Origin of the sequence: Citrobacter sp. C13 (genome assembly GCF_014596815.2) — a bacterium.
GTDB lineage: Bacteria > Pseudomonadota > Gammaproteobacteria > Enterobacterales > Enterobacteriaceae > Citrobacter > Citrobacter portucalensis.
Genome location: NZ_CP115024.1, coordinates 2,315,158 through 2,334,501, shown reverse-complemented (window position 1 = coordinate 2,334,501; position 19,344 = coordinate 2,315,158). Strand labels below are relative to the sequence as shown.

Genomic DNA, 19,344 nt, shown 5'->3' with positions numbered 1-19,344 from the left:
CACTAAAAAACGTTGTTGTTACAACCATTTACTACGATGCAACCATAAAGTAACACCACCAATCAGGACCACTAACAGAATACAAAAGAGTGAGAAACCAAACTGCCAACCACCGCCGGGGATACCGCCGAGGTTGACGCCGAAAAGCCCAGTTAAAAATGTGCTGGGAAGAAAAACCATTGCCATCAATGACATTGTATACGTTCGGCGAGCCAGAGACTCCTGCATCACCTGCGCAATTTCATCCGCCATAATACCGGTCCGGGCAATACAGGCGTCTATTTCATCCAGCCCTCTCCCCAGCCTGTCAGCGATATCCTGCATCCGTCTCCGATGGTCGTCGGTCATCCAGGGTAAACGTTCACTCGCCAGACGCGCATAAACATCTCTCTGAGGAGCCATATAACGTCGCATTACAATCAACTGTTTGCGCAGCAATGCCAGGAAGCCGCGTGGGGGAATTTGTTGATCGAGCAAGTTATCTTCCAGATCGATAATTTTGTCGTGCAGTTGTTCGATAAATTCGCTGGCATGGTCGGTGAGCGCATCACAAACATCCACCAGCCAACTGCCACAATCAGCCGGTCCTGTCCCTTCCTGGAGATCGCTGACCACATCATCCAGCGCCAGCACTTTGCGCTGGCGGGTTGAGACAATCAGACGTTCATCCATATATAAACGCATCGCCACCAGTTGGTCAGGTCGCTCATCGGTGCTGCCGTTGATACAGCGCAGTGTAATCAACGTACCTTCCCCGACTCTGCTGACGCGTGGGCGCGTACTTTCGCCTGCCAGCGCATCACGCACATTATTGGGAAGTAAAGGCGTTGTCGCCAGCCATTGCGCGCTTTCAGGATGGGTATAATTAAGATGTAGCCAACAGGGATGCTGACTGTCGATAACATCGTTATCTTCCAAGGGTTTCACCCCACCCCGGCCATCCAACAGCCAGGCAAACACGGCATCCGGCACATTAACATCCGTTCCCTTAATGGCTTCCACAGCGCCTCCACAATCATTCAGCTTTTTTCGTTAGTCTAGCCGTCAGAATATGTTAAGCAATATCTCATTGTCCCATTGTGCTGAAATGATTCATAAAAGTATCAGGTAATACAAAAAGCGCCGACGAATGCGACGCTTGCATCTAGATGGCCTGTTAAGCCCGCTGCCATCTCTCTGACTCAAGAGTGTTACTTAAGCGAAATTTATGCGTTCGCGACTGGAGATCAATCACCTGGTTTTTCAGGATACCTGAGGAATCAGAAAGCTCATCAACCATAATGGCATTACTTTGGGTTACATTCTCCAGTTCGGCCAGTGCATGAGTAATTCTGATAATTCCTTTCTCCTGCTCCTGTGTAGTGGTTAATATCTCGCCCATCAATTGGTTTAATTGACCGGCACCACCGACAATGTCATGCATATTTTTTTCTGCTTCACGGACAATAGCTGCACCTTGCTGAACATTGTGATGGGTTTGGGCAATCAGTTGCTTAATATTCTTAGCAGCATCTGCACTACGGTGTGCGAGCATTCTTACCTCACCGGCCACCACGGAAAAACCTTTGCCATGTTCACCGGCCCTCGCCGCTTCCACGGCAGCATTCAATGCCAGAATATTTGTCTGGAATGCGATACCATCGATCAGCGTAATAATTTCCGTCATCTGCTGGGCACATTCGGTGATTGATCGCATATTTGTTGCAACCTGCACCATTAATTCTCCACCCTGAATGGCGCATTGCGTGGCAACTGTTGCCTGGACGCTGGCGATTTGCGTGTTGTCAGCATTATTTCGCGTATTAACGGCTATTTCATCCATATTAGCAGCCGTCTGCATCAATGCTCCGGATTGTTGTTCCGTTTTCACTGAAAGCGCAGCGCTGCGTTCCGCAAGCTGTTCAGAGAGCGCCATCGCCGTTTGCGAGGATGTTCTGATCTCATTAACGAGTGTTGAAATATTACTCGATAAACTATTGATGCCCGGTATTAGTCTACCCGCACAATTATTACCAAACTCTGGAATACTGATCGCCAGATTCCCAGATGTCACTTCTTCAATGCTTCTTTTAACCGTATTGATCGGCATGACCAGATATTTCGTCATGTACCACCACAAGCATAATATAGAAATAACGCTTACCGCATTTGTACCAATTATAATTTCCGGAGTGGCCGAAAAAATCAATTCAACAATATTGAGAGCAACTGCCGTAATCAGCAGAAATAAAATAATAAAGGTTCTGACGCTAATATCATTTAACATTTTAGGCCTGTTCACAAAGAAATTACGTAGATATTATTTTTTATAGCACCTGCAATGCAGAATGCCATTGCCCTGCGACGAAAGCTGTACTTTCAATGAGAGTCTGCAGCCCTTTTACTTAAGGCGATAAATTACACCTTTTATTTCTATTAGTTCAGTATTTTATCTCATCAAGTTACTGTGATGACGTCAGGCATCAGATTATTGTGATGACAAGCACATGGAGAGCATAAAACACACAGAACTATAAATTTGGTGAATGTTTATATAAGTAATGGCTCGTTATTTTCACTATCTTCCTGTTTCCTCTAATACCAGTGTAAAAACATAAGAACATTCCCGGTTTTATCATGTTAACTGGACAAAACCTGCTAGATTTATTACCACGGCTTTTTTTCGATAGGTAGTATGATGTTGAACGTGTCGTGGGACCCTGTATTGATTGGGATTTCCTTTGTTGTCGCGTTTATTGCCTCTTTTATTGCTCTCGATAGTGCGGGCAAAGTGGCAATCTCCAATCGACGTGAATCAACCTTCTGGCGCCTGTCTGGCGGGGCTACGCTAGGGATGGGTATTTGGTCAATGCATTTTATCGGTATGCTGGCCATGAAAATGAGTATGCCGATCAATTACCATTTTTCGCTCACGGCATTTTCTTTCTTTATTGCGCTCATTTCTGCAACTCTCGCCATTAATATCGCTATTTCAGGTAATACGCTTTCAACAAAACGATTAGTCGTTGCCACGGGAATATTAAGCGCCGGTGTCGTCACCATGCACTACGTTGGCATGTATGCCATCATTGAGCATGTTGCCATCCTATGGAGTCATTCGCTGATACTGCTCTCAGTAATGATTGCCATCGTTGCATCTGGTGTGGGTTTGTGGCTGGCTTTTCATTTGCGCCAAAATACCCGTAGCGCCCTGATCAACCGGCTTGTCGCCGCCCTTATTATGGCGCTGGCGATTGCTTCTATGCATTACACTGGGATGGGAGCGGCAACGTTCACCCATTTTGGACACACTGCACACGATGGACTCAGCTCGCTGGAACTCTCTGTCTGGGTCTGCGCCGTCACGCTGGTTATTTTGGGTATCATGTTGGTGGTCTCGATGGTGGATTCGCAACTGCGCACCTCCCGACTGGCTGACAACCTACATCAACTTAACTGCCAGCTTGAGCATCAGGTCCACTTCGATGCACTGACCGGACTTGCCAATCGCACACAAATAGATGCCTGCTTACAGGCCTGTCTGCAACATTCCAAACTGCATCAGCATCAATTTGCTCTGGTATTCATCGACCTCGATCGCTTCAAAGTCGTTAACGATACCTGGGGACATCACATCGGCGATCAGTTGCTGATCGCCAGTACGCAGCGAATCTACAGCTGCCTTGATGACACCATGACGCTGGCGAGGCTGGGGGGAGATGAGTTTATTCTTCTGGTTCCTGACTGTAATAAAGAGGCTATCACCGCTCTGCTGACCCGGATTGCGGCTGCGATTGGCGATCCTTTCACGCTGTTTGGGTACACCATTCGGGTTTCGTTAAGTGCGGGAAGCAGTATTTATCCTGAACATGGTTCCACATTGCATGAGTTAAAAGTAAAGGCTGATATGGCGATGTATCATGTCAAACAGGCTGGCAGAAACGGTTGGGCTATTTATAGCCCGGAAATGGAAGCTATCGCCGATACACCGCCGACATTTTTACAGGAACTGTCACAAGCACTGGAACACGATCAGTTTGAGCTTTGGTATCAACCCAAATACACCGCCGGAGATCATTCTCTGACCGGTTTTGAAGCGTTATTACGCTGGCATCACCCGGAACGCGGCATGCTGTTACCCGCAGAGTTTCTGCCTGCGCTGGAAGACACAGGTCTTATCATTCCGGTCGGGAAATGGGTTATCCAGCAGGCATGCCAGCAGTTACATCAATGGAAGTTACAGGGCTATGCGGAATGGACCCTCGCCGTTAATCTTTCCCCTTCCCAGTTTGAACAACATGATATCGTTGATGTGGTTTGCAGCGCCCTTGCACAATATCAACTATCACCTGCATATCTCACGCTGGAACTGACTGAAAGTACAGCGCTTAAAAATTTAAAACGTAGCGCTGAAGTCTTGAATGCATTTTCAGCTTTAGGGATCACCGTTTCTATTGATGATTTCGGTACCGGTTATTCAAATATATTGATGTTAAAGTCTCTTCCGGCACGGGAATTAAAAATTGACAGAGTATTTGTTAAAGATATCAACGAGAACAGCAAAAATACAAAGATTGTGTCTACTATTATTGACATAGCCCACTCCATGAATATGCAAGTGGTGGCTGAAGGAATAGAGACCCAGGAGCAGGAAATACTCCTGACCCAGATGGGATGTGGCGTGCTGCAAGGTTTCTTGTTTGCAAAACCGTTGCCTGCGCATCAGATCCATGAATTGATTCCAACGGAAAGCAACATTAAGCAGCAGCGAATCGTACAGTCTTTATCTCCTCAACAATCGATAACATTATGAGACTGTAATATAAAAAACAGATGCCATTAAACGGGCAACACAGCAGATAAAGATAACGGGATTATCGATGAGCACAACCGAGCTGCATTCACTGGATTTATTAACCCTGCCGGTGTGGATTGTTTCGCCGCATACCGAAGAACTGGTGTTCGCAAATACCGTTGCACGGGAACTGATGCAGGCCCCCTGCTTTTCTCTACTCCGCAAGGGTATATTTTCAACTCATGCCCAGAATGATTTAACCATGTATCTCAGCGATTTGAGAAATCATCACGATATTGTGGAAATCCTTACGGTTTGCCGCGAAGGTGAAGCCGTCGCAATGGCATGTCGCCTGTCCATCCGCTCTCTGCCGGAATCAGGTGACGTCATTCTTTTCGAAGGCATTGAAACACCGACTTCGCAAGGTCTGAAAGCGAGCCGTTCAGCGAATTATCAGCGAAAAAAACAGGGATTTTACGCGCGTTTTTTCCAGACCAACTCGGCACCAATGTTGCTTATCGATCCGTCCCGTGATGGGCTGATCGTCGATGCAAATCTCAGCGCGCTAAATTTTTATGGCTATAGCCATGATACGATGTGCCAGAAACATACATGGGAAATCAATACACTAGGCCGTCATATACTCCCGGTGATGCATGAAATCGCCCATCTTCCCGGTGGCCATAAACCTTTGCATTTTGTGCATAAACTGGCAGACGGCACCTCCCGTCACGTACAAACCTACGCCGGTCCAATCGAAATCTACGGTAATAAGCTCATGTTGTGCATTATTCATGATATTACCGAGCAAAAGCGGCTGGAACAGGAGCTTGAGCGTGCGGCCCTGCGTGACGCCTTAACGGGATTGCTTAACCGCCGACATTTTTATCAGGTAACCGAGCCGGAACAGACCCACGCGTTGTCATTGACACAGGATTACAGCCTGCTGTTGATCGACACCGATCGCTTTAAAAGCATTAACGATCTTTTTGGTCATTTAAAAGGTGATGAGGTACTTTGCGCTCTGGCACGCACACTGGAATCTTGTGCGAGAAAGGACGATCTGATTTTTCGCTGGGGAGGTGAAGAATTTGTGCTGCTACTGCCGCGAACCTCGTTGGACACTGCCCTCAATCTCGCAGAAGTGATACGGGCGACGGTGGCCAAAGTGACTCTCCCTGGCCTTCCCCGCTTTACCGTCAGCATTGGCGTAGCTCGGCACGAAACAAATGAAAGCATCGATGAGTTATTCAAACGCGTTGACGACGCGTTGTACAAAGCCAAGAACGAAGGCAGGAACAGAGTGCTGGCCGCCTGATGTTTACGTCGTTCAGCGACTACGTTTAGCGTGACGCTCCCAGTTGTCTTGTTTTGCTTGTGCGGTTTTACGCAATGCCACATAACATGCCCCGCTGCCGCCGTGATGCGGCAGTGCGGCGCAGTATGCTTGCACATCGTCAAATTCCGTCAACCAGCGCGCCACGTAGCTGCGAACAATATTGGCATGGGAGTTATCGTCACGTCCCTTGCCGTGTATCACCAACACGTTACGCAACCCTTCCTGCTGCGCCTGCAGAATAAAGCTAAAGAGCATCTGGCGACATGTTTCAACAGGTTGGCGAATAAGATTGAGACTCGCCTGCTGCGGGTATTTTCCGTTTCGCAGCTTGTCGGTCACGCCGTTCTGTAAACCTTCGCGACGAAACTCGAGCGGCACATTCAACGGGACAATATCGAGAAATCCCGTCGAGAGAAAATTATCCAGTTGAAGCGTATCGACACGCGCCGGAGTGCGAAGATTGCGCATAGGCTGCCAGTGTACATCGGCATGGTTTTTCAGCGGTTGAACATCCCCCATAGCGTCAAGAAACAGCGATGCATCATCAAGGTTCATGTTTCATCCTCCAGCATATTGCGACGAGCATTATCATAACCGCGCACTATTATACCGACAACTATACCGGTAACGGTTTACGGTTATTTCCAATAATTAGCCGGATCCACCGCGCTGAATCGATCTACTCACGACAAGTTGATATCCGTTTTTAGGGGTATAGCTGCGACGGTCACTGGCGTGATAATGTGTAGCCTCGCTTGAATGCTGTAATGAGAGAAACGGATGCTTAACTTACTGGAAGACACCATAGACACGCCGCTGGGCCCGCTGTGGGTTATTTGTGATGAGCAATTTCGCCTGCGCGCAGTGGAATGGGATCAGCACAGCGATCGCATGGAACAATTGCTTGATATTCATTACCGTACAGAAGGTTATCAGCGCATTACCGCCAACAATCCAGGTGGATTAAGCGACAAACTCTCTGAGTATTTTGCCGGAAACCTCAGCATCATTGACTCGCTGGAAACGGCAACCGCTGGGACACCTTTCCAGCGTGAAGTCTGGCAAGCATTACGCACTATCCCCTGCGGGCAGGTCATGCATTATGGTCAGTTGGCCGAACAGTTGGGACGCCCCGGCGCTGCAAGAGCCGTCGGCGCAGCTAATGGCTCCAATCCAGTAAGCATTGTGGTTCCCTGTCATCGCGTCATTGGACGTAACGGCACCATGACCGGATATGCCGGCGGCGTACAACGAAAAGAGTGGTTATTGCGCCACGAAGGTTATTTGCTACTCTAGATTCCAGGCAATTAATGCCTTATTCATCACACTTCCGCATAATGCGCCCCCAAATTAAGTGTGGTTAATCAAGCAGATACAAACATTCGCTCCAGTTATGCCTGAATTATTCTCTATTGGGAGTAGCTCAGGCTTACGTGCTCACCAAAAAGATGTTAAAATTGACAAATATCAATTACGGCTTGAGCAGACCTATGATCCCGGAAAAGCGAATTATACGGCGCATTCAGTCTGGCGGTTGTGCTATCCATTGCCAGGATTGCAGCATCAGCCAGCTTTGCATCCCGTTCACACTTAACGAGCATGAGCTTGACCAGCTCGATAACATCATCGAGCGCAAAAAGCCTATCCAAAAAGGGCAGACGCTCTTTAAAGCAGGTGATGAGCTTAAATCACTCTATGCTATCCGCTCCGGAACGATAAAAAGCTATACCATTACCGAACAAGGCGATGAGCAAATTACCGGTTTCCATCTGGCGGGAGACCTGGTAGGTTTTGACGCCATTGGCAGCGGTCATCACCCGAGCTTTGCTCAGGCGTTGGAAACCTCAATGGTATGCGAAATTCCTTTCGAAACCCTTGATGACCTGTCCGGTAAGATGCCGAACCTGCGTCAGCAGATGATGCGTCTGATGAGTGGCGAAATCAAAGGCGATCAGGATATGATCCTGTTGCTGTCGAAGAAAAACGCTGAAGAGCGCCTGGCGGCCTTTATCTACAATCTGTCTCGTCGCTTCGCCCAGCGTGGGTTCTCGCCTCGTGAATTCCGCCTGACCATGACTCGTGGCGACATCGGTAACTACCTCGGTCTGACGGTTGAAACCATCAGCCGCCTGCTGGGTCGTTTCCAGAAAAGCGGCATGCTGGCGGTGAAAGGCAAATATATCACTATTGAGAACAGCGACGCGCTGGCAGTTCTTGCCGGCCACACGCGTAACGTTGCGTAATCTTTCCGCAAGCCTCTCAGTTATCCTTCTGTCAAATCGCTAAATTTTCCCGATTTATTGATCTGGCAGGAGGTTATTCCCTGTTTCAATCTTCATTATTGGGTTACTCTTTTAGTTACAAACTGCGATGACAGTTGTAAGGAGACCCTGTATGGCTATGTATAAAAATATGCTGGTCGTCATCGACCCTAACCAGGACGATCAACCAGCATTACGGCGAGCTGTTTATTTGCATCAACGGATTGGTGGCAAAATTAAAGCCTTTTTGCCGATCTATGACTTTTCCTATGAGATGACTACCCTGCTGTCGCCTGATGAGCGTACGGCAATGCGTCAGGGGGTCATCAGCCAGCGAACTGCATGGATACGTGAACAAGCGAAATACTACATCGAAGCAGGGATCCCTCTGGAGATTAAAGTGGTCTGGCATAACCGACCCTTTGAAGCCATCATCCAGGAAGTCATCAGTGCCAGGCATGATCTGGTCCTCAAGATGGCGCACCAACACGACCGCCTCGAAGCCGTAATATTTACGCCAACCGACTGGCATTTATTGCGTAAATGTCCAAGTCCGGTATGGATGGTGAAAGACCAGCCATGGCCTGAAGGGGGTAAAGCACTGGTTGCCGTAAACCTCGCCAGTGAAGAGGCTTATCACAACGCGCTCAATGAAAAACTGGTCAAGGAGACGCTACAGCTTGCAGAACAGGTTAACCATACCGAAGTGCATCTGGTTGGCGCCTACCCTGTCACACCAATCAACATCGCGATTGAACTGCCTGAATTTGATCCCAGCGTTTATAACGACGCAATTCGTGGACAGCACCTGCTGGCCATGAAGGCGCTACGCCAGAAATTCAGTATTGATGAGAAAGTGACGCACGTTGAAAAAGGCTTACCTGAAGAGGTCATTCCTGATTTAGCCGAGCACTTGCAGGCGGGTATTGTGGTATTGGGGACCGTCGGACGTACCGGTATTTCTGCTGCGTTTCTTGGTAATACCGCGGAACAGGTTATCGATCATCTACGCTGTGACCTGCTGGTCATCAAGCCGGATGAATATCAGACACCAGTTGAACTGGACGACGAAGAAGACGATTAACCACACAATGAAATGCCGGATGGCGATATCATCCGGCATTTTAAACGCCTAGTGTTGCTCCTCACCGCCGAGGAAATAGATACCAAGCGGGATAGCCAACAGAATCGTAAACACCATGCTGTAGACACAAATCATTGCCGATTGAATGGCGTACATTGAAGCGGTCCAGTCGGATAGCGGAATGTCATACTGTTCAATAACGCCACCGATCGTCGCTCGCGTCACGACCGACGCTGCGATAATAAACACTCCAAGCAGGCACAACAGAAACTTCCGTCCCTTCGCTGTTTTCAGCTTAGCCATGATCATAGTACTGTCCTTTTGCAGATGAAAACCTTGTCACTTTGCGCTAACAATACCATGACATCAACTGACTGTCTGCTACATAAACCGCATACAGGGTTGACGTCAGCGTTATTTCGCTGAAAATAGCGCTGATTGCATTATTTATCTCTCCTTTTGATTAATGATCTGACCTCCTTAACTGGGTAAAATATCTGGGGATTAGGATGTCAGATGATATTTAGCTAACACGGAGTTGCCAGGAAGAATCATGATCGCTGAACTGTTTATGAATAATGCGTTTAATTTGACGGTAATTCTTAGCTGCTGTGCCGCGCTGGTCCTGATGAGCGTCTGGTATCATCGTGGAGAGCGTCGTTGCAAAGGATTCATATTTCATGCCGCACAATTTTTTGTCTATGCCATTATCATTGGGACGTTTGGCAGCATTGCTAATAACGTTATCGAAAGTTACAGCCTGAAATTTATCTCCCCCAGCGTGGTCGACTTTATCTGCACCTCGTTGATAGCGTTGATCCTGACCATCAAACTTTTTCTGGTGATTAATCAGTTTGAAAAGACGCAGATTAATAAAGGCAGAGATATCACCAGCGCGAGGATCCTGTCGCGTATCATCAAGATTACCATCGTGGTTGCCATCATTTTACTGTATGGCGAACACTTCGGTATGAGCTTATCCGGCCTGTTAACCTTTGGCGGTATTGGCGGTATCGCAGTGGGTATGGCGGGGAAAGATATTCTGAGCAACTTTTTCTCAGGCATTATGCTCTATTTCGACAGACCGTTTAGCATAGGCGATTGGATCCGCTCCCCGGACCGCAATATTGAAGGCACGGTAGCAGAAATTGGCTGGCGAATGACTAAAATAAACACCTTCGACCATCGTCCGTTGTATGTGCCAAATTCGATTTTCTCCTCCATCAGCGTAGAAAACCCAGGGCGCATGACCAACCGGCGAATTAAAACGGTGATCGGGTTACGATATGAGGATGCCGATAAAGTCGGTGCCGTTGTCGAGTCGGTTAGAGAAATGCTGCAAAGCCATCCAGGAATAGACCAGAAACAAACTCTGTTGGTCTATTTTAATGAATTTGCCGATTCATCGTTGAATATCATGGTGTATTGCTTCACGAAAACCACCGTCTGGAAGGAATGGCTCGCGGTACAGCAAGACGTTTATTTAAAGATTATCACGATAGTCCAGGCAAACGGCGCCGACTTTGCGTTCCCCAGCCAGACGCTGTATATGGATAATCCTGAAACATCGCCATCGACACACTAACAAAAGAAAAGACGCGGAAATCCGCGTCTTTTTTGTACTTATTTCAATGAGGCAATATCAATTACAAAGCGGTATTTCACATCGCTTTTCAACATCCGCTGCCAGGCACGATTAATATCCTGAATATTGATAACTTCGACATCAGCGGTAATACCATGCTGACCGCAAAAATCCATCATCTCCTGCGTTTCGGCAATGCCACCGATAACTGAACCCGCCACCGACCTACGTCCAAGGATCAGGGGAACCGTATTCAGAAACGGATCCAACGCACCGAGATAACCAACCAGCACCAGCGTACCGCTTAGCGCCAGGGTTGGGATATAGGGATTCAGATCATGAACGTAGGGCACAGTATCGATAATCAGATTAAACTGATTCGCTGTCGCTTTCATCTGCTCACTGTCAGTGGAAAGCACAACATGACTGGCACCCAATCGTCTGGCATCAGCTTCTTTGCCAGGTGAACGCGTAAACAGCGTAACTTCCGCGCCCAGCGCATTTGCAAGTTTGATTGCCATATGCCCGAGGCCGCCCAGTCCGACAACCGCGACTTTACTGCCCTCACCTACCTGCCAGTGGCTCAAAGGCGACCATGTTGTGATCCCGGCGCAAAGTAGCGGCGCCGCACCGCGTAAATCGATCCCTTCAGGGACCTTCACCACAAACTTTTCGGTAACGACAATTTTGTCAGAATAGCCGCCGAAAGTAGGCAGACCGTCATGACGGTCGATATCGTTATACGTTAGCGTGTTACCTTCTTCGCAATACTGCTCTAGCCCCTGCTCGCAGGCGCTACAGTGTTGGCACGAATCAACCATGCAGCCGACCCCTGCGAGATCGCCCACTTTGAATTTTGTTACCGACTTACCAACATGCACCACGCGGCCAATGATTTCATGCCCAGGTACCATCGGATATTTAGCACCGCCCCAATCGTTGTAGGCGTTATGGATATCCGAGTGGCATACACCGCTGTATAAAATATCGATAACCACATCATCTTCACGCGGATCGCGACGAACAAAATTATGAGGGACTAAATCCTCTTTCACCGCCAGAGCAGCATAACCCTTCACATTCATGACCATTGAGATCTCATCAGGGATTAGGTATTACCAGAACCAGCATAGTTCAGGGCAGCTGGTTGTACTCAGCATCGCTAACCGGTTCCAGCCATTCGTTCGACGCGCCAGGGGCCGGGATTTCCACGGCGATATGGGCAAACCAACTATCACGCGCAGCGCCGTGCCAATGTTTCATTCCCGCCGGAATGTGCACGATATCACCGGTTTTCAGCTCGCGCGCCGGTTGATTCCATTCCTGATACCAGCCTCTGCCACCGGTCACCAGCAATATTTGTCCACCCTCATGATGAACATGCCAGAAGTTACGACAACCCGGTTCAAATGCGACATTGCCAATTACCACGCCTTCCATGGAGAGCATGGTCAGATAGCTGTCGCCAGTGAAATACTTCGCATAAGCTTCATTTTTCTCTCCACGCGGAAAAACGCTGTTACCATCAAATTGTTGATTCATAATCTCCGCGCTGGCGCTGGGCGCGGTATTCAGTTGATTTTGCATTTCGACTCTCCAAAACTGTGGCGACATGTGCCACCGGATGCTGAAAACAGTAAAATTATAGAGACTCTACGTGCCGGTGATTAGAGGGAGAAAAAAGGACAAACTTATGAATCGTGCTCATTAATAATGAGGGTACAATTTATCGGCTGGAGATCGCGTGAAGCCTTACGCTACGATTTCAATCAAGTTACCGTCAGGATCATGTATTACCGCTTCGTAATAGCCATCACCTGTGGTGCGCGGGCCAGAGACTAATATCCCTTGTTCTTTTGCACGCTTCGCCATGGCATCAACATTTTCACTACTGCCAACTGAAATGGCGAGATGCACCCATCCGCAACGATTATTGTCAGGTTGCTGCCCGACAAGACCCGGTTTGGTCATTAATTCAATCGCAATATCCTCGCCAATTTTGACAAAATAAGATTCAAACCCAGGGTTGGTTCTACTGCAGTATTTTTCGTTGATCTTACCGTCAAAAAACGAGACCCAGAAGTGAGCTTGCTGCTCGAGATCCTGTGTCCATAACGCCATATGCGCAATCTTCATAGCAAACCTCTTCCCGTTGTATCCAGAATAGTACGACCCCTATATGGGATGTTGACATCGTTAATCATAATGCACGATCATGCACTTTATTGCTCGATGTTTATTTTACCTGGAGTATCCATGCTCGATTACGCCGCATTCCCGGAACAGCGCCAGGCGCTTATCTATCAGATCCTGCAAGAAAACGGCAGGGTCATTTGTTCTGAACTCGCAAACCGATTAGGCGTTTCTGAACATACAATTCGCCGTGACTTGCATGAATTGAGCAAAGATGGCGTGTGCAAAAAGGTCTATGGCGGCGCGGTTATTGCACTCCCTGAATCCGAAGACATCACCGTGCGCAAGGGTATTAATGTGGCCAAAAAGAGCAACATCGCGCAGCGATGTGCCAGACTGGTCAAATCCGGAAGCTGTATTTTTATCGACACAGGTAGTACCAATCTGGCGATGGCAGAAGCTCTGCCCGCCGAGCTGGCGTTAACCGTGGTGACAAATTCACCGGAGATTGCCGCCGTTTTGCTAAAGAAACCGCTGTTTGAAGTCATTATGCTGGGTGGCGTGGTGCAGAGATCTTCAGGTGGGTGCGTGGGAGCTTCCGCCATCGCACAAGTGCAGGACATTTTATTCGATCAGGGATTTATTGGCGGCTGCGCGATGTCGCCTGAATCCGGCTTAACGGGATTTGATTATGCGGATTGTGAGTTCAAAAAAGCGGTGATAAAACAATGTAATGAAGCTATCGTCGCGCTAACGGCTGAAAAAATCCCAGCCGTCGCCCGATATGTCGTGACCGAAAGCAGCAATATCGATGTGATTGTTGTAGAGGACAACATCAGCAAAGAGTACGCCACAGCGTTCCAGGCACATGACATTCGAATTTATACCGTCTAACCGCGGTAGGCTCACTGAAAATTTACTGTGCTAAACGTCGCTCCTGGCGTCAGCGCGGTGATCGCTGACAGATAATCCAGACGGATTTTTTGCTGATTTTCAGATTGCTCCACTACCAGAAATTCTTCTTTTTCCACTGTGGTACACGTCGTCAGCGCTTTAGCATCAAAACATGTGCCATCTGTTAGTTCAATGTGCAACCAATAGTGGTACATGCAGGCGATTTCCAGATAATCATGAAGATCGCAATCTATCGGGTGATACTCTTCGGTCGTTTTCATCACGCTACCGTCCCCCAACAACTTGTATATCCGGGAAATCGCCAATGCAACTTCCCGAACGATCCAGCTATTTCAGCGCTTCAATGGGAGCACCGAAATTAATATGCAGCACATTGCCTTCAATCACCAGCGCTGGCACAGATTTCACGCCAGCCACTTCAGCCTCAGCAACTCGATCAGGTTGCTCTCCCAGATGAACCACATCTATTTCAACATCGGGGGACAAGTGTTGCAGAAGTGTCTGTTCTGCGGAAACACAAACCGGGCAACCTGCATGATAGAAACGAGCTTTAGTCATGATACATCTCCTTTAATTTATAGTATCGAATCGATACTATAAATTATGCTACGCTGCTTTTATTCTTTGTCAATATAGTTTTTAATCGATACTATATGCCGAGGAGGATTTGTTATGCCCGACATGTCACTTTTCGACGTACTTGACCGGCTTTCCAGCCTGACAAGGATGTGGTTTCGCCAGCATCCTTTACTGGCGGATCTCCAGCCAGTGCAACTTAGCGCGTTAATGTATCTGGCCCGTTGCAACCGATATTCCAATACGCCGCTTGGCGTGACAGACTACCTTGGGCTCACCAAAGGTACCGTGTCACAATCGCTGAAGCTTTTGGAAAACAAAGGGTTGATTGTTCGCAAGCCGGATGACCGTGATAAACGTAGCGTCCATCTACACTTAAGTGAGTCGGCCAATACCTTACTGGACGCCCTGCTCCCGCCAACGTTTTTAGTGGAGGGTGAATCGGCAATGGGTGAACGGGCGATCGTGCTCAGAGAGCTGCTGTTAGAACTGTTACGCGGGATCCAGAGAACCAACAATGTGCCTGGCTTTGGTCTTTGCCATAGCTGTCGGTTCCACCAAAAAATTGATGGTCAGGGATTTTGTAATCTGACGAAAGAGAGATTGAGTGAAGAAGATTCATTGCTGATTTGCCGGGAGCATCAGCCGCCGGAAACATAAAATGGCTGGTGCAAAATCACACCAGCCATTTTAACGCAGGCAAAAAAGTTGTCCGTTTTACGAGCTCGCGACGTTTTCTCCACGCTTAGTCATGGATTTTAACGCCAAGGCAGCCGCGGACGAATTCAGGATTAAAATGCTTCACCGCCTCACCCACATAGCCTAAATCCAGCGAGCTGATATGCGCCATTTCGCTATCCGTGAGTGAGAAATCCCAGATGGCAAAGTTCTCTGCAATACGCTCCTGCCGGGTGGATTTAGGAATCACCGTGACGCCGCGCTGCACGTTCCAGCGCAGAACGACCTGAGCAACCGTTTTTTGATGGGCATCCGCAATCCCCTGGAGGATTTCATCTTCATACGGTTTATGCCTGCCACCGCATAACGGCGCCCAGGCTTCAGGCTGAACGTTATAGCGCTTCATAGTTTCAATGGCTACAGGTTGCGCAAAGTAAGGATGTAATTCGACCTGGTTCACCATCGGCTTAATTCTGACGGTTTCACAGAAGTTAGCTAATACATGCGCATAGAAGTTGGAGACGCCAATGGCCTTCAGTTTACCGGCTTCATAAGCCTCTTCCAGCGCACGCCAGGCGCTGAAATAATCGCCCATGGCCTGATGCAATAAATAAAGATCAATATATTCCAGGTCCGATTTTTTCAGCGACGCCTCAATACCGGCTTGAGCCATATCGTAGTTGGCCATATCCTGGACCCACAGCTTAGAAGTGATAAATAACTCCTCACGGGTACACAGACCTTCGGCAATGGCTGCACGAACCGCCTCACCCACGGCATCTTCATTGCTGTACACGGCTGCGGTATCGATGAGGCGGTAACCGGTACGAATAGCGCTTAATACAGACTGCTTACACTCTTCTTTATCGGTGACCTTAAAAACGCCAAAACCAACCATCGGCATTTTGCGATTGTTACTTAGTATGGAGTATTCCACGGCCAAGCCCCCTGTCATGTTAAAACACCATATTAGGCCAGAAACCCCACCGTGATTACCCAGTCATCTCTGATTTGACCTATGCATGGCATTCATTAATACAGATGAGGTTGTTCTGTTAAAGATGAGGGTAAGAAAGGATAAAGGCTGCGATATCAGCCTTTATGAACGCATCAGGACAGGACTGGCTCTACGGAACCAACATAGCATATGAACCTAATTCATGGTTCCGGACATGGCTCCTTCAGGTCGACACTATAAATTCTGAGTAATGTTGTAGTCTGCATAACAGACTACAACATTCAGGTGAGATCAAACTAATGATGCCACCTTTAATGGTGGCACCTGATCTGTAATACGTAACCATCAGCCATCGTCTGTATCCGTTTAAAGGATCCAGATGATGGTTTTACTGATTAAATCTTTCTTTAATGTGATTATCGCTTTTAACAAAAAAGTAGCACATCCCCATTACAACAAATATGAAACCGGAGCCGACGACCCAGTAACCGGGACCAAAGGTCTGGGGGTTCAGTATCATGTATATCAGGGATCCAATAGAGCAAAGCAAGACGCCTGTGCGTAAAACCCATTGGATAAATTTTGTCTGTTCATCCTTCAGTAAATGCTGGGCAAACAACATAACAACCATAATAGCCGGAAATAATATCAAACTGACATCAAGATGCAGCATGCGGAATGCAAAACCATACTCCCCTAGTGGCACAGGGTTAGCTGAGTTATAAAGATCGGCTCGATACTCTTCTAGGAACCCCATACCTGCTACGGTAATCACTATGCTACACCATGTAAGAAAGATCCCCATAAGAGTGTACTTGCTGGATTTGTTTAGTTTGACGCCATTTTTCCCTTTTCCGAAAAGTATTGCGCCAATCAGAAGTAAACCGCCACATAAAATAAAGATACCGATTGTGAAATCACCTAAATCAATACCAGCCACACTATGGCCTCTGGGTTCAAAGAATCCTTTTTCTGTAAATATATGAGGGATCTGTAAATGAGAACCACCGAAACCTGATACTACTAAAATAATAACAACAGCAACCAGCCCAAAAATAACCAGCCATTCACTAGTTGCTTTTATCTTTGCAGTATTTCCGGATAAATATCTCCCGTATCTCCAGGTCACTACCGACAGTATAAGACCAATGACAGCCACTACCATCATGTCTGAGTGAGAGCGTAGTAAATTGTCCTGCCATTCCGGTAGGGTATAACCAATCTTACCAGCATACCAACCTAATATTCCCAGCCAATCGCCAAAATCAAGAATGAACCCGGCTAAATCGCCAATCAGTGCGGCAATGACAGCTGTGCAGGATGCGGCTATAACCAGATAATATGTTCGTGATGACTTTAATTCTTTATTTTTTGACAGAATAAGTCCTGATAACATTGTTATCAGTATCACATCAAGCGATAAAAAAGAAAGAATTTGGTACCACAATGCAAGCTTGCTGTATTCCATAGAACGATTGATCGCACCACCACTTACACCAATTAAAATTGTGGCGATTGTGCAATAGAAAATAATTTTTTTGAATTTTCCGTCAAGACCATAAATCTGACTAACCAGTAGAGCAGTCAGACCAGCAAGACCTACAGACAAGCCATGAAAATACATTATTCTTGAGTAATCTACGGGAGTTACTCTGTCCACAAAAATAGAAAAAGGATTTGAAATAAAAACACTGCATACTGCATAAATGACCAGAATGATGAGTAGCCATTTGATTACCTGTGGCCAGCTATGTTTCCCCAGACCTGGTTCAGGTTCATAGTCCATTGGTTTTATCATCTATGTTATCTCTGTTATGGCTTTTGCTGAGATTTTTGAATACGTGCCAGTGAGTCAAACTGACAGAGCAGTAAGACCAGTGGCTGCGTTTTCTTCTTCAAATTGCCTTATTAGTCCAAATATCTTTGTATAAAGTACCTTGATCCTGGGGTTCAGCCAGTGTGATCATCAGGATCTGTCGGTCATATTATTGGTATAAAAAGGTCGCTATATTGACTAAGATCTATAAATCTTTTGAAAGGTGAACCCAATAAACGCAGATTATGTATGTATGACTCAGCAAGTCAGAGACGCTAATGACAGAATAGGTATAACGATGAAAATCTATAAAATCAGATGGTTATATTAATCATCACAGCTATAAGGGAGGTACTGTTGTCTGGGGATAGTCAAAACAAAGCAGGTCAGTGATTGAACAGCATCGCTATGCGATGAAAATGCCTGGGAGGCCGGTATCCTTCACCAGCCTTCAGTTTCCGGAGATGATAAAGCACGGGATCTGACAGACAGGTATACCGGGAACAAAGCCAGCCCGTAGTTATCTCTGAGAAATAGATCTTGAGCGTATGTCCGGACGATTTTTATCCCTACACATCTCACTCTTACGAGTTACTCATGATGCTTTCTCATTCACTGTCATGATAAATATCAGTGGGCTCTCACCCCGGTTTTCATAGAAATGAGGGACATCCGTTCTGGCCGTTGCAGAACAACCGGAATTAACCAGATACATATGCTCTTGTACGCCAAGCGTGAGCGTCCCCGTTTGTACATAAAACAATTCAAGTGTTCCCGTAGAGTGACCGGGCGAAGCAAACTTTTCTCCTGGCTGCATTTCCCACATCCAGAGCTCTGTCATATCCGGCCCCCCGGAACCAGCAAGAAGCCTTGCTCTTCCTCCTTTGTCGCCTTTCCAGAGTTCAGGGATCTCACCTTCAGCAATAAGATGGACGGTTGGTTTTGTCCCTACATCGACAAAATCAGCCACCGATACCCCCATTGCGGCTGCCAGACGGCATAACAGCGCAATACTGGGATTGGCCTTACATCCTTCAATCTCGACCAGCGCTCCCTTACTGACATTTGCCTGCCTGGACAGCTCATCAAGCGACATTTTTTTTTGTTTACGGTACTGCTTAATTCGCTGCGAAACAGCTTCATTGACGGTGCTGACATCTGCACCCGCATCGGTCATTAAGTTGACTTTTTTGGTCATTGGTCGATATCATAAAATAAATTGGTC

The 19,344-nt window shown here is 47.2% G+C and carries 20 protein-coding genes; 8 read left to right on the top strand and 12 right to left on the bottom strand.

Translation table 11 applies throughout. The annotated features are described in order from the left end of the window. Positions 1–18: 18 nt before the first annotated feature. Together zntB and IB222_RS11170 are read right to left on the bottom strand one after the other, a co-directional pair. Positions 19–1,002 (bottom strand): zinc transporter ZntB, encoded by a 984-nt coding sequence (gene zntB, locus IB222_RS11175; protein ID WP_032943570.1) that lies wholly within the window; start codon positions 1,000–1,002, stop codon positions 19–21. A gap of 154 nt (positions 1,003–1,156) precedes the next feature. Next, the gene (locus IB222_RS11170) at positions 1,157–2,266 is read right to left on the bottom strand and encodes a methyl-accepting chemotaxis protein (protein ID WP_149384200.1); all 1,110 of its coding nucleotides are present in this window, start codon (positions 2,264–2,266) and stop codon (positions 1,157–1,159) included. 411 nt (positions 2,267–2,677) lie between these two features. Here IB222_RS11170 and IB222_RS11165 point away from each other — a divergent pair, with 411 nt between their 5' ends. Both IB222_RS11165 and IB222_RS11160 read left to right on the top strand, forming a co-directional pair. Continuing rightward, positions 2,678–4,792 (top strand): EAL domain-containing protein, encoded by a 2,115-nt coding sequence (locus IB222_RS11165; protein WP_148362671.1) that lies wholly within the window; start codon positions 2,678–2,680, stop codon positions 4,790–4,792. Between the two features lie 67 nt (positions 4,793–4,859). Beyond that, positions 4,860–6,092 carry a sensor domain-containing diguanylate cyclase gene (locus IB222_RS11160; RefSeq protein WP_126317930.1) on the top strand — a complete coding sequence of 411 codons (1,233 nt, stop codon included), beginning with the start codon at positions 4,860–4,862 and terminating at the stop codon, positions 6,090–6,092. A gap of 12 nt (positions 6,093–6,104) precedes the next feature. On the opposite strand, the gene smrA is transcribed toward IB222_RS11160, so the two are convergent. Continuing rightward, a complete protein-coding gene (smrA, locus tag IB222_RS11155; protein ID WP_003833225.1) occupies positions 6,105–6,668 on the bottom strand; it encodes a DNA endonuclease SmrA in 564 nt (187 codons plus the stop codon). A gap of 225 nt (positions 6,669–6,893) precedes the next feature. Between smrA and ogt the strand changes: the two genes are divergently transcribed. The 3 genes from ogt (at position 6,894) to uspE (ending at position 9,458) form a co-directional block, all read left to right on the top strand. Beyond that, positions 6,894–7,409, top strand: coding sequence for a methylated-DNA--[protein]-cysteine S-methyltransferase (gene ogt / locus IB222_RS11150; RefSeq protein WP_003833227.1), 516 nt, complete (start codon positions 6,894–6,896; stop codon positions 7,407–7,409). A gap of 194 nt (positions 7,410–7,603) precedes the next feature. After that, positions 7,604–8,356: a fumarate/nitrate reduction transcriptional regulator Fnr gene (fnr, locus tag IB222_RS11145; RefSeq protein WP_003020397.1), complete on the top strand. Its 753-nt coding sequence runs from the start codon at positions 7,604–7,606 to the stop codon at positions 8,354–8,356. A gap of 151 nt (positions 8,357–8,507) precedes the next feature. Continuing rightward, on the top strand, positions 8,508–9,458 hold the full coding sequence (gene uspE / locus IB222_RS11140) for a universal stress protein UspE (RefSeq protein WP_003833229.1): 951 nt from the start codon (positions 8,508–8,510) through the stop codon (positions 9,456–9,458). Positions 9,459–9,506: 48 nt separating this feature from the next. On the opposite strand, the gene IB222_RS11135 is transcribed toward uspE, so the two are convergent. Next, positions 9,507–9,767 (bottom strand): DUF2534 family protein, encoded by a 261-nt coding sequence (locus IB222_RS11135; RefSeq protein ID WP_003020403.1) that lies wholly within the window; start codon positions 9,765–9,767, stop codon positions 9,507–9,509. A gap of 244 nt (positions 9,768–10,011) precedes the next feature. On the opposite strand from IB222_RS11135, the gene IB222_RS11130 reads away from it, so the two are divergent. Continuing rightward, positions 10,012–11,043, top strand: a complete 1,032-nt coding sequence (locus IB222_RS11130) for a mechanosensitive ion channel family protein (protein WP_063940805.1) — start codon at positions 10,012–10,014, stop codon at positions 11,041–11,043. A 38-nt stretch (positions 11,044–11,081) separates the two neighbouring features. Here IB222_RS11130 and IB222_RS11125 read toward each other — a convergent pair whose 3' ends face one another. From IB222_RS11125 to IB222_RS11115, 3 genes are all read right to left on the bottom strand, one after another. Beyond that, positions 11,082–12,134, bottom strand: a complete 1,053-nt coding sequence (locus IB222_RS11125) for an NAD(P)-dependent alcohol dehydrogenase (protein WP_149384199.1) — start codon at positions 12,132–12,134, stop codon at positions 11,082–11,084. Between the two features lie 43 nt (positions 12,135–12,177). Then, a complete protein-coding gene (locus tag IB222_RS11120; RefSeq protein WP_188055321.1) occupies positions 12,178–12,585 on the bottom strand; it encodes a cupin domain-containing protein in 408 nt (135 codons plus the stop codon). A gap of 210 nt (positions 12,586–12,795) precedes the next feature. After that, the gene (locus IB222_RS11115; RefSeq protein WP_149384197.1) at positions 12,796–13,179 is read right to left on the bottom strand and encodes a VOC family protein; all 384 of its coding nucleotides are present in this window, start codon (positions 13,177–13,179) and stop codon (positions 12,796–12,798) included. A 120-nt stretch (positions 13,180–13,299) separates the two neighbouring features. Between IB222_RS11115 and IB222_RS11110 the strand changes: the two genes are divergently transcribed. After that, entirely contained in the window at positions 13,300–14,070 is a 771-nt protein-coding gene (locus tag IB222_RS11110; protein WP_149384196.1) for a DeoR/GlpR family DNA-binding transcription regulator, read from the top strand. An 11-nt stretch (positions 14,071–14,081) separates the two neighbouring features. Here IB222_RS11110 and IB222_RS11105 read toward each other — a convergent pair whose 3' ends face one another. After that, positions 14,082–14,351, bottom strand: coding sequence for a Rho-binding antiterminator (locus IB222_RS11105; RefSeq protein WP_148362670.1), 270 nt, complete (start codon positions 14,349–14,351; stop codon positions 14,082–14,084). 67 nt (positions 14,352–14,418) lie between these two features. After that, positions 14,419–14,649 (bottom strand): glutaredoxin domain-containing protein, encoded by a 231-nt coding sequence (locus IB222_RS11100; RefSeq protein ID WP_148361920.1) that lies wholly within the window; start codon positions 14,647–14,649, stop codon positions 14,419–14,421. Between the two features lie 114 nt (positions 14,650–14,763). Between IB222_RS11100 and IB222_RS11095 the strand changes: the two genes are divergently transcribed. Then, positions 14,764–15,327 (top strand): MarR family transcriptional regulator, encoded by a 564-nt coding sequence (locus IB222_RS11095; protein WP_008784906.1) that lies wholly within the window; start codon positions 14,764–14,766, stop codon positions 15,325–15,327. An 85-nt stretch (positions 15,328–15,412) separates the two neighbouring features. Here IB222_RS11095 and IB222_RS11090 read toward each other — a convergent pair whose 3' ends face one another. From IB222_RS11090 to IB222_RS11080, 3 genes are all read right to left on the bottom strand, one after another. Then, positions 15,413–16,282, bottom strand: coding sequence for an aldo/keto reductase (locus tag IB222_RS11090; protein WP_149384195.1), 870 nt, complete (start codon positions 16,280–16,282; stop codon positions 15,413–15,415). A 409-nt stretch (positions 16,283–16,691) separates the two neighbouring features. Continuing rightward, positions 16,692–18,089 (bottom strand): hypothetical protein, encoded by a 1,398-nt coding sequence (locus tag IB222_RS11085; protein ID WP_188055300.1) that lies wholly within the window; start codon positions 18,087–18,089, stop codon positions 16,692–16,694. A 625-nt stretch (positions 18,090–18,714) separates the two neighbouring features. Then, on the bottom strand, positions 18,715–19,317 hold the full coding sequence (locus IB222_RS11080; protein WP_149384193.1) for a helix-turn-helix transcriptional regulator: 603 nt from the start codon (positions 19,315–19,317) through the stop codon (positions 18,715–18,717). Positions 19,318–19,344: the final 27 nt, after the last annotated feature.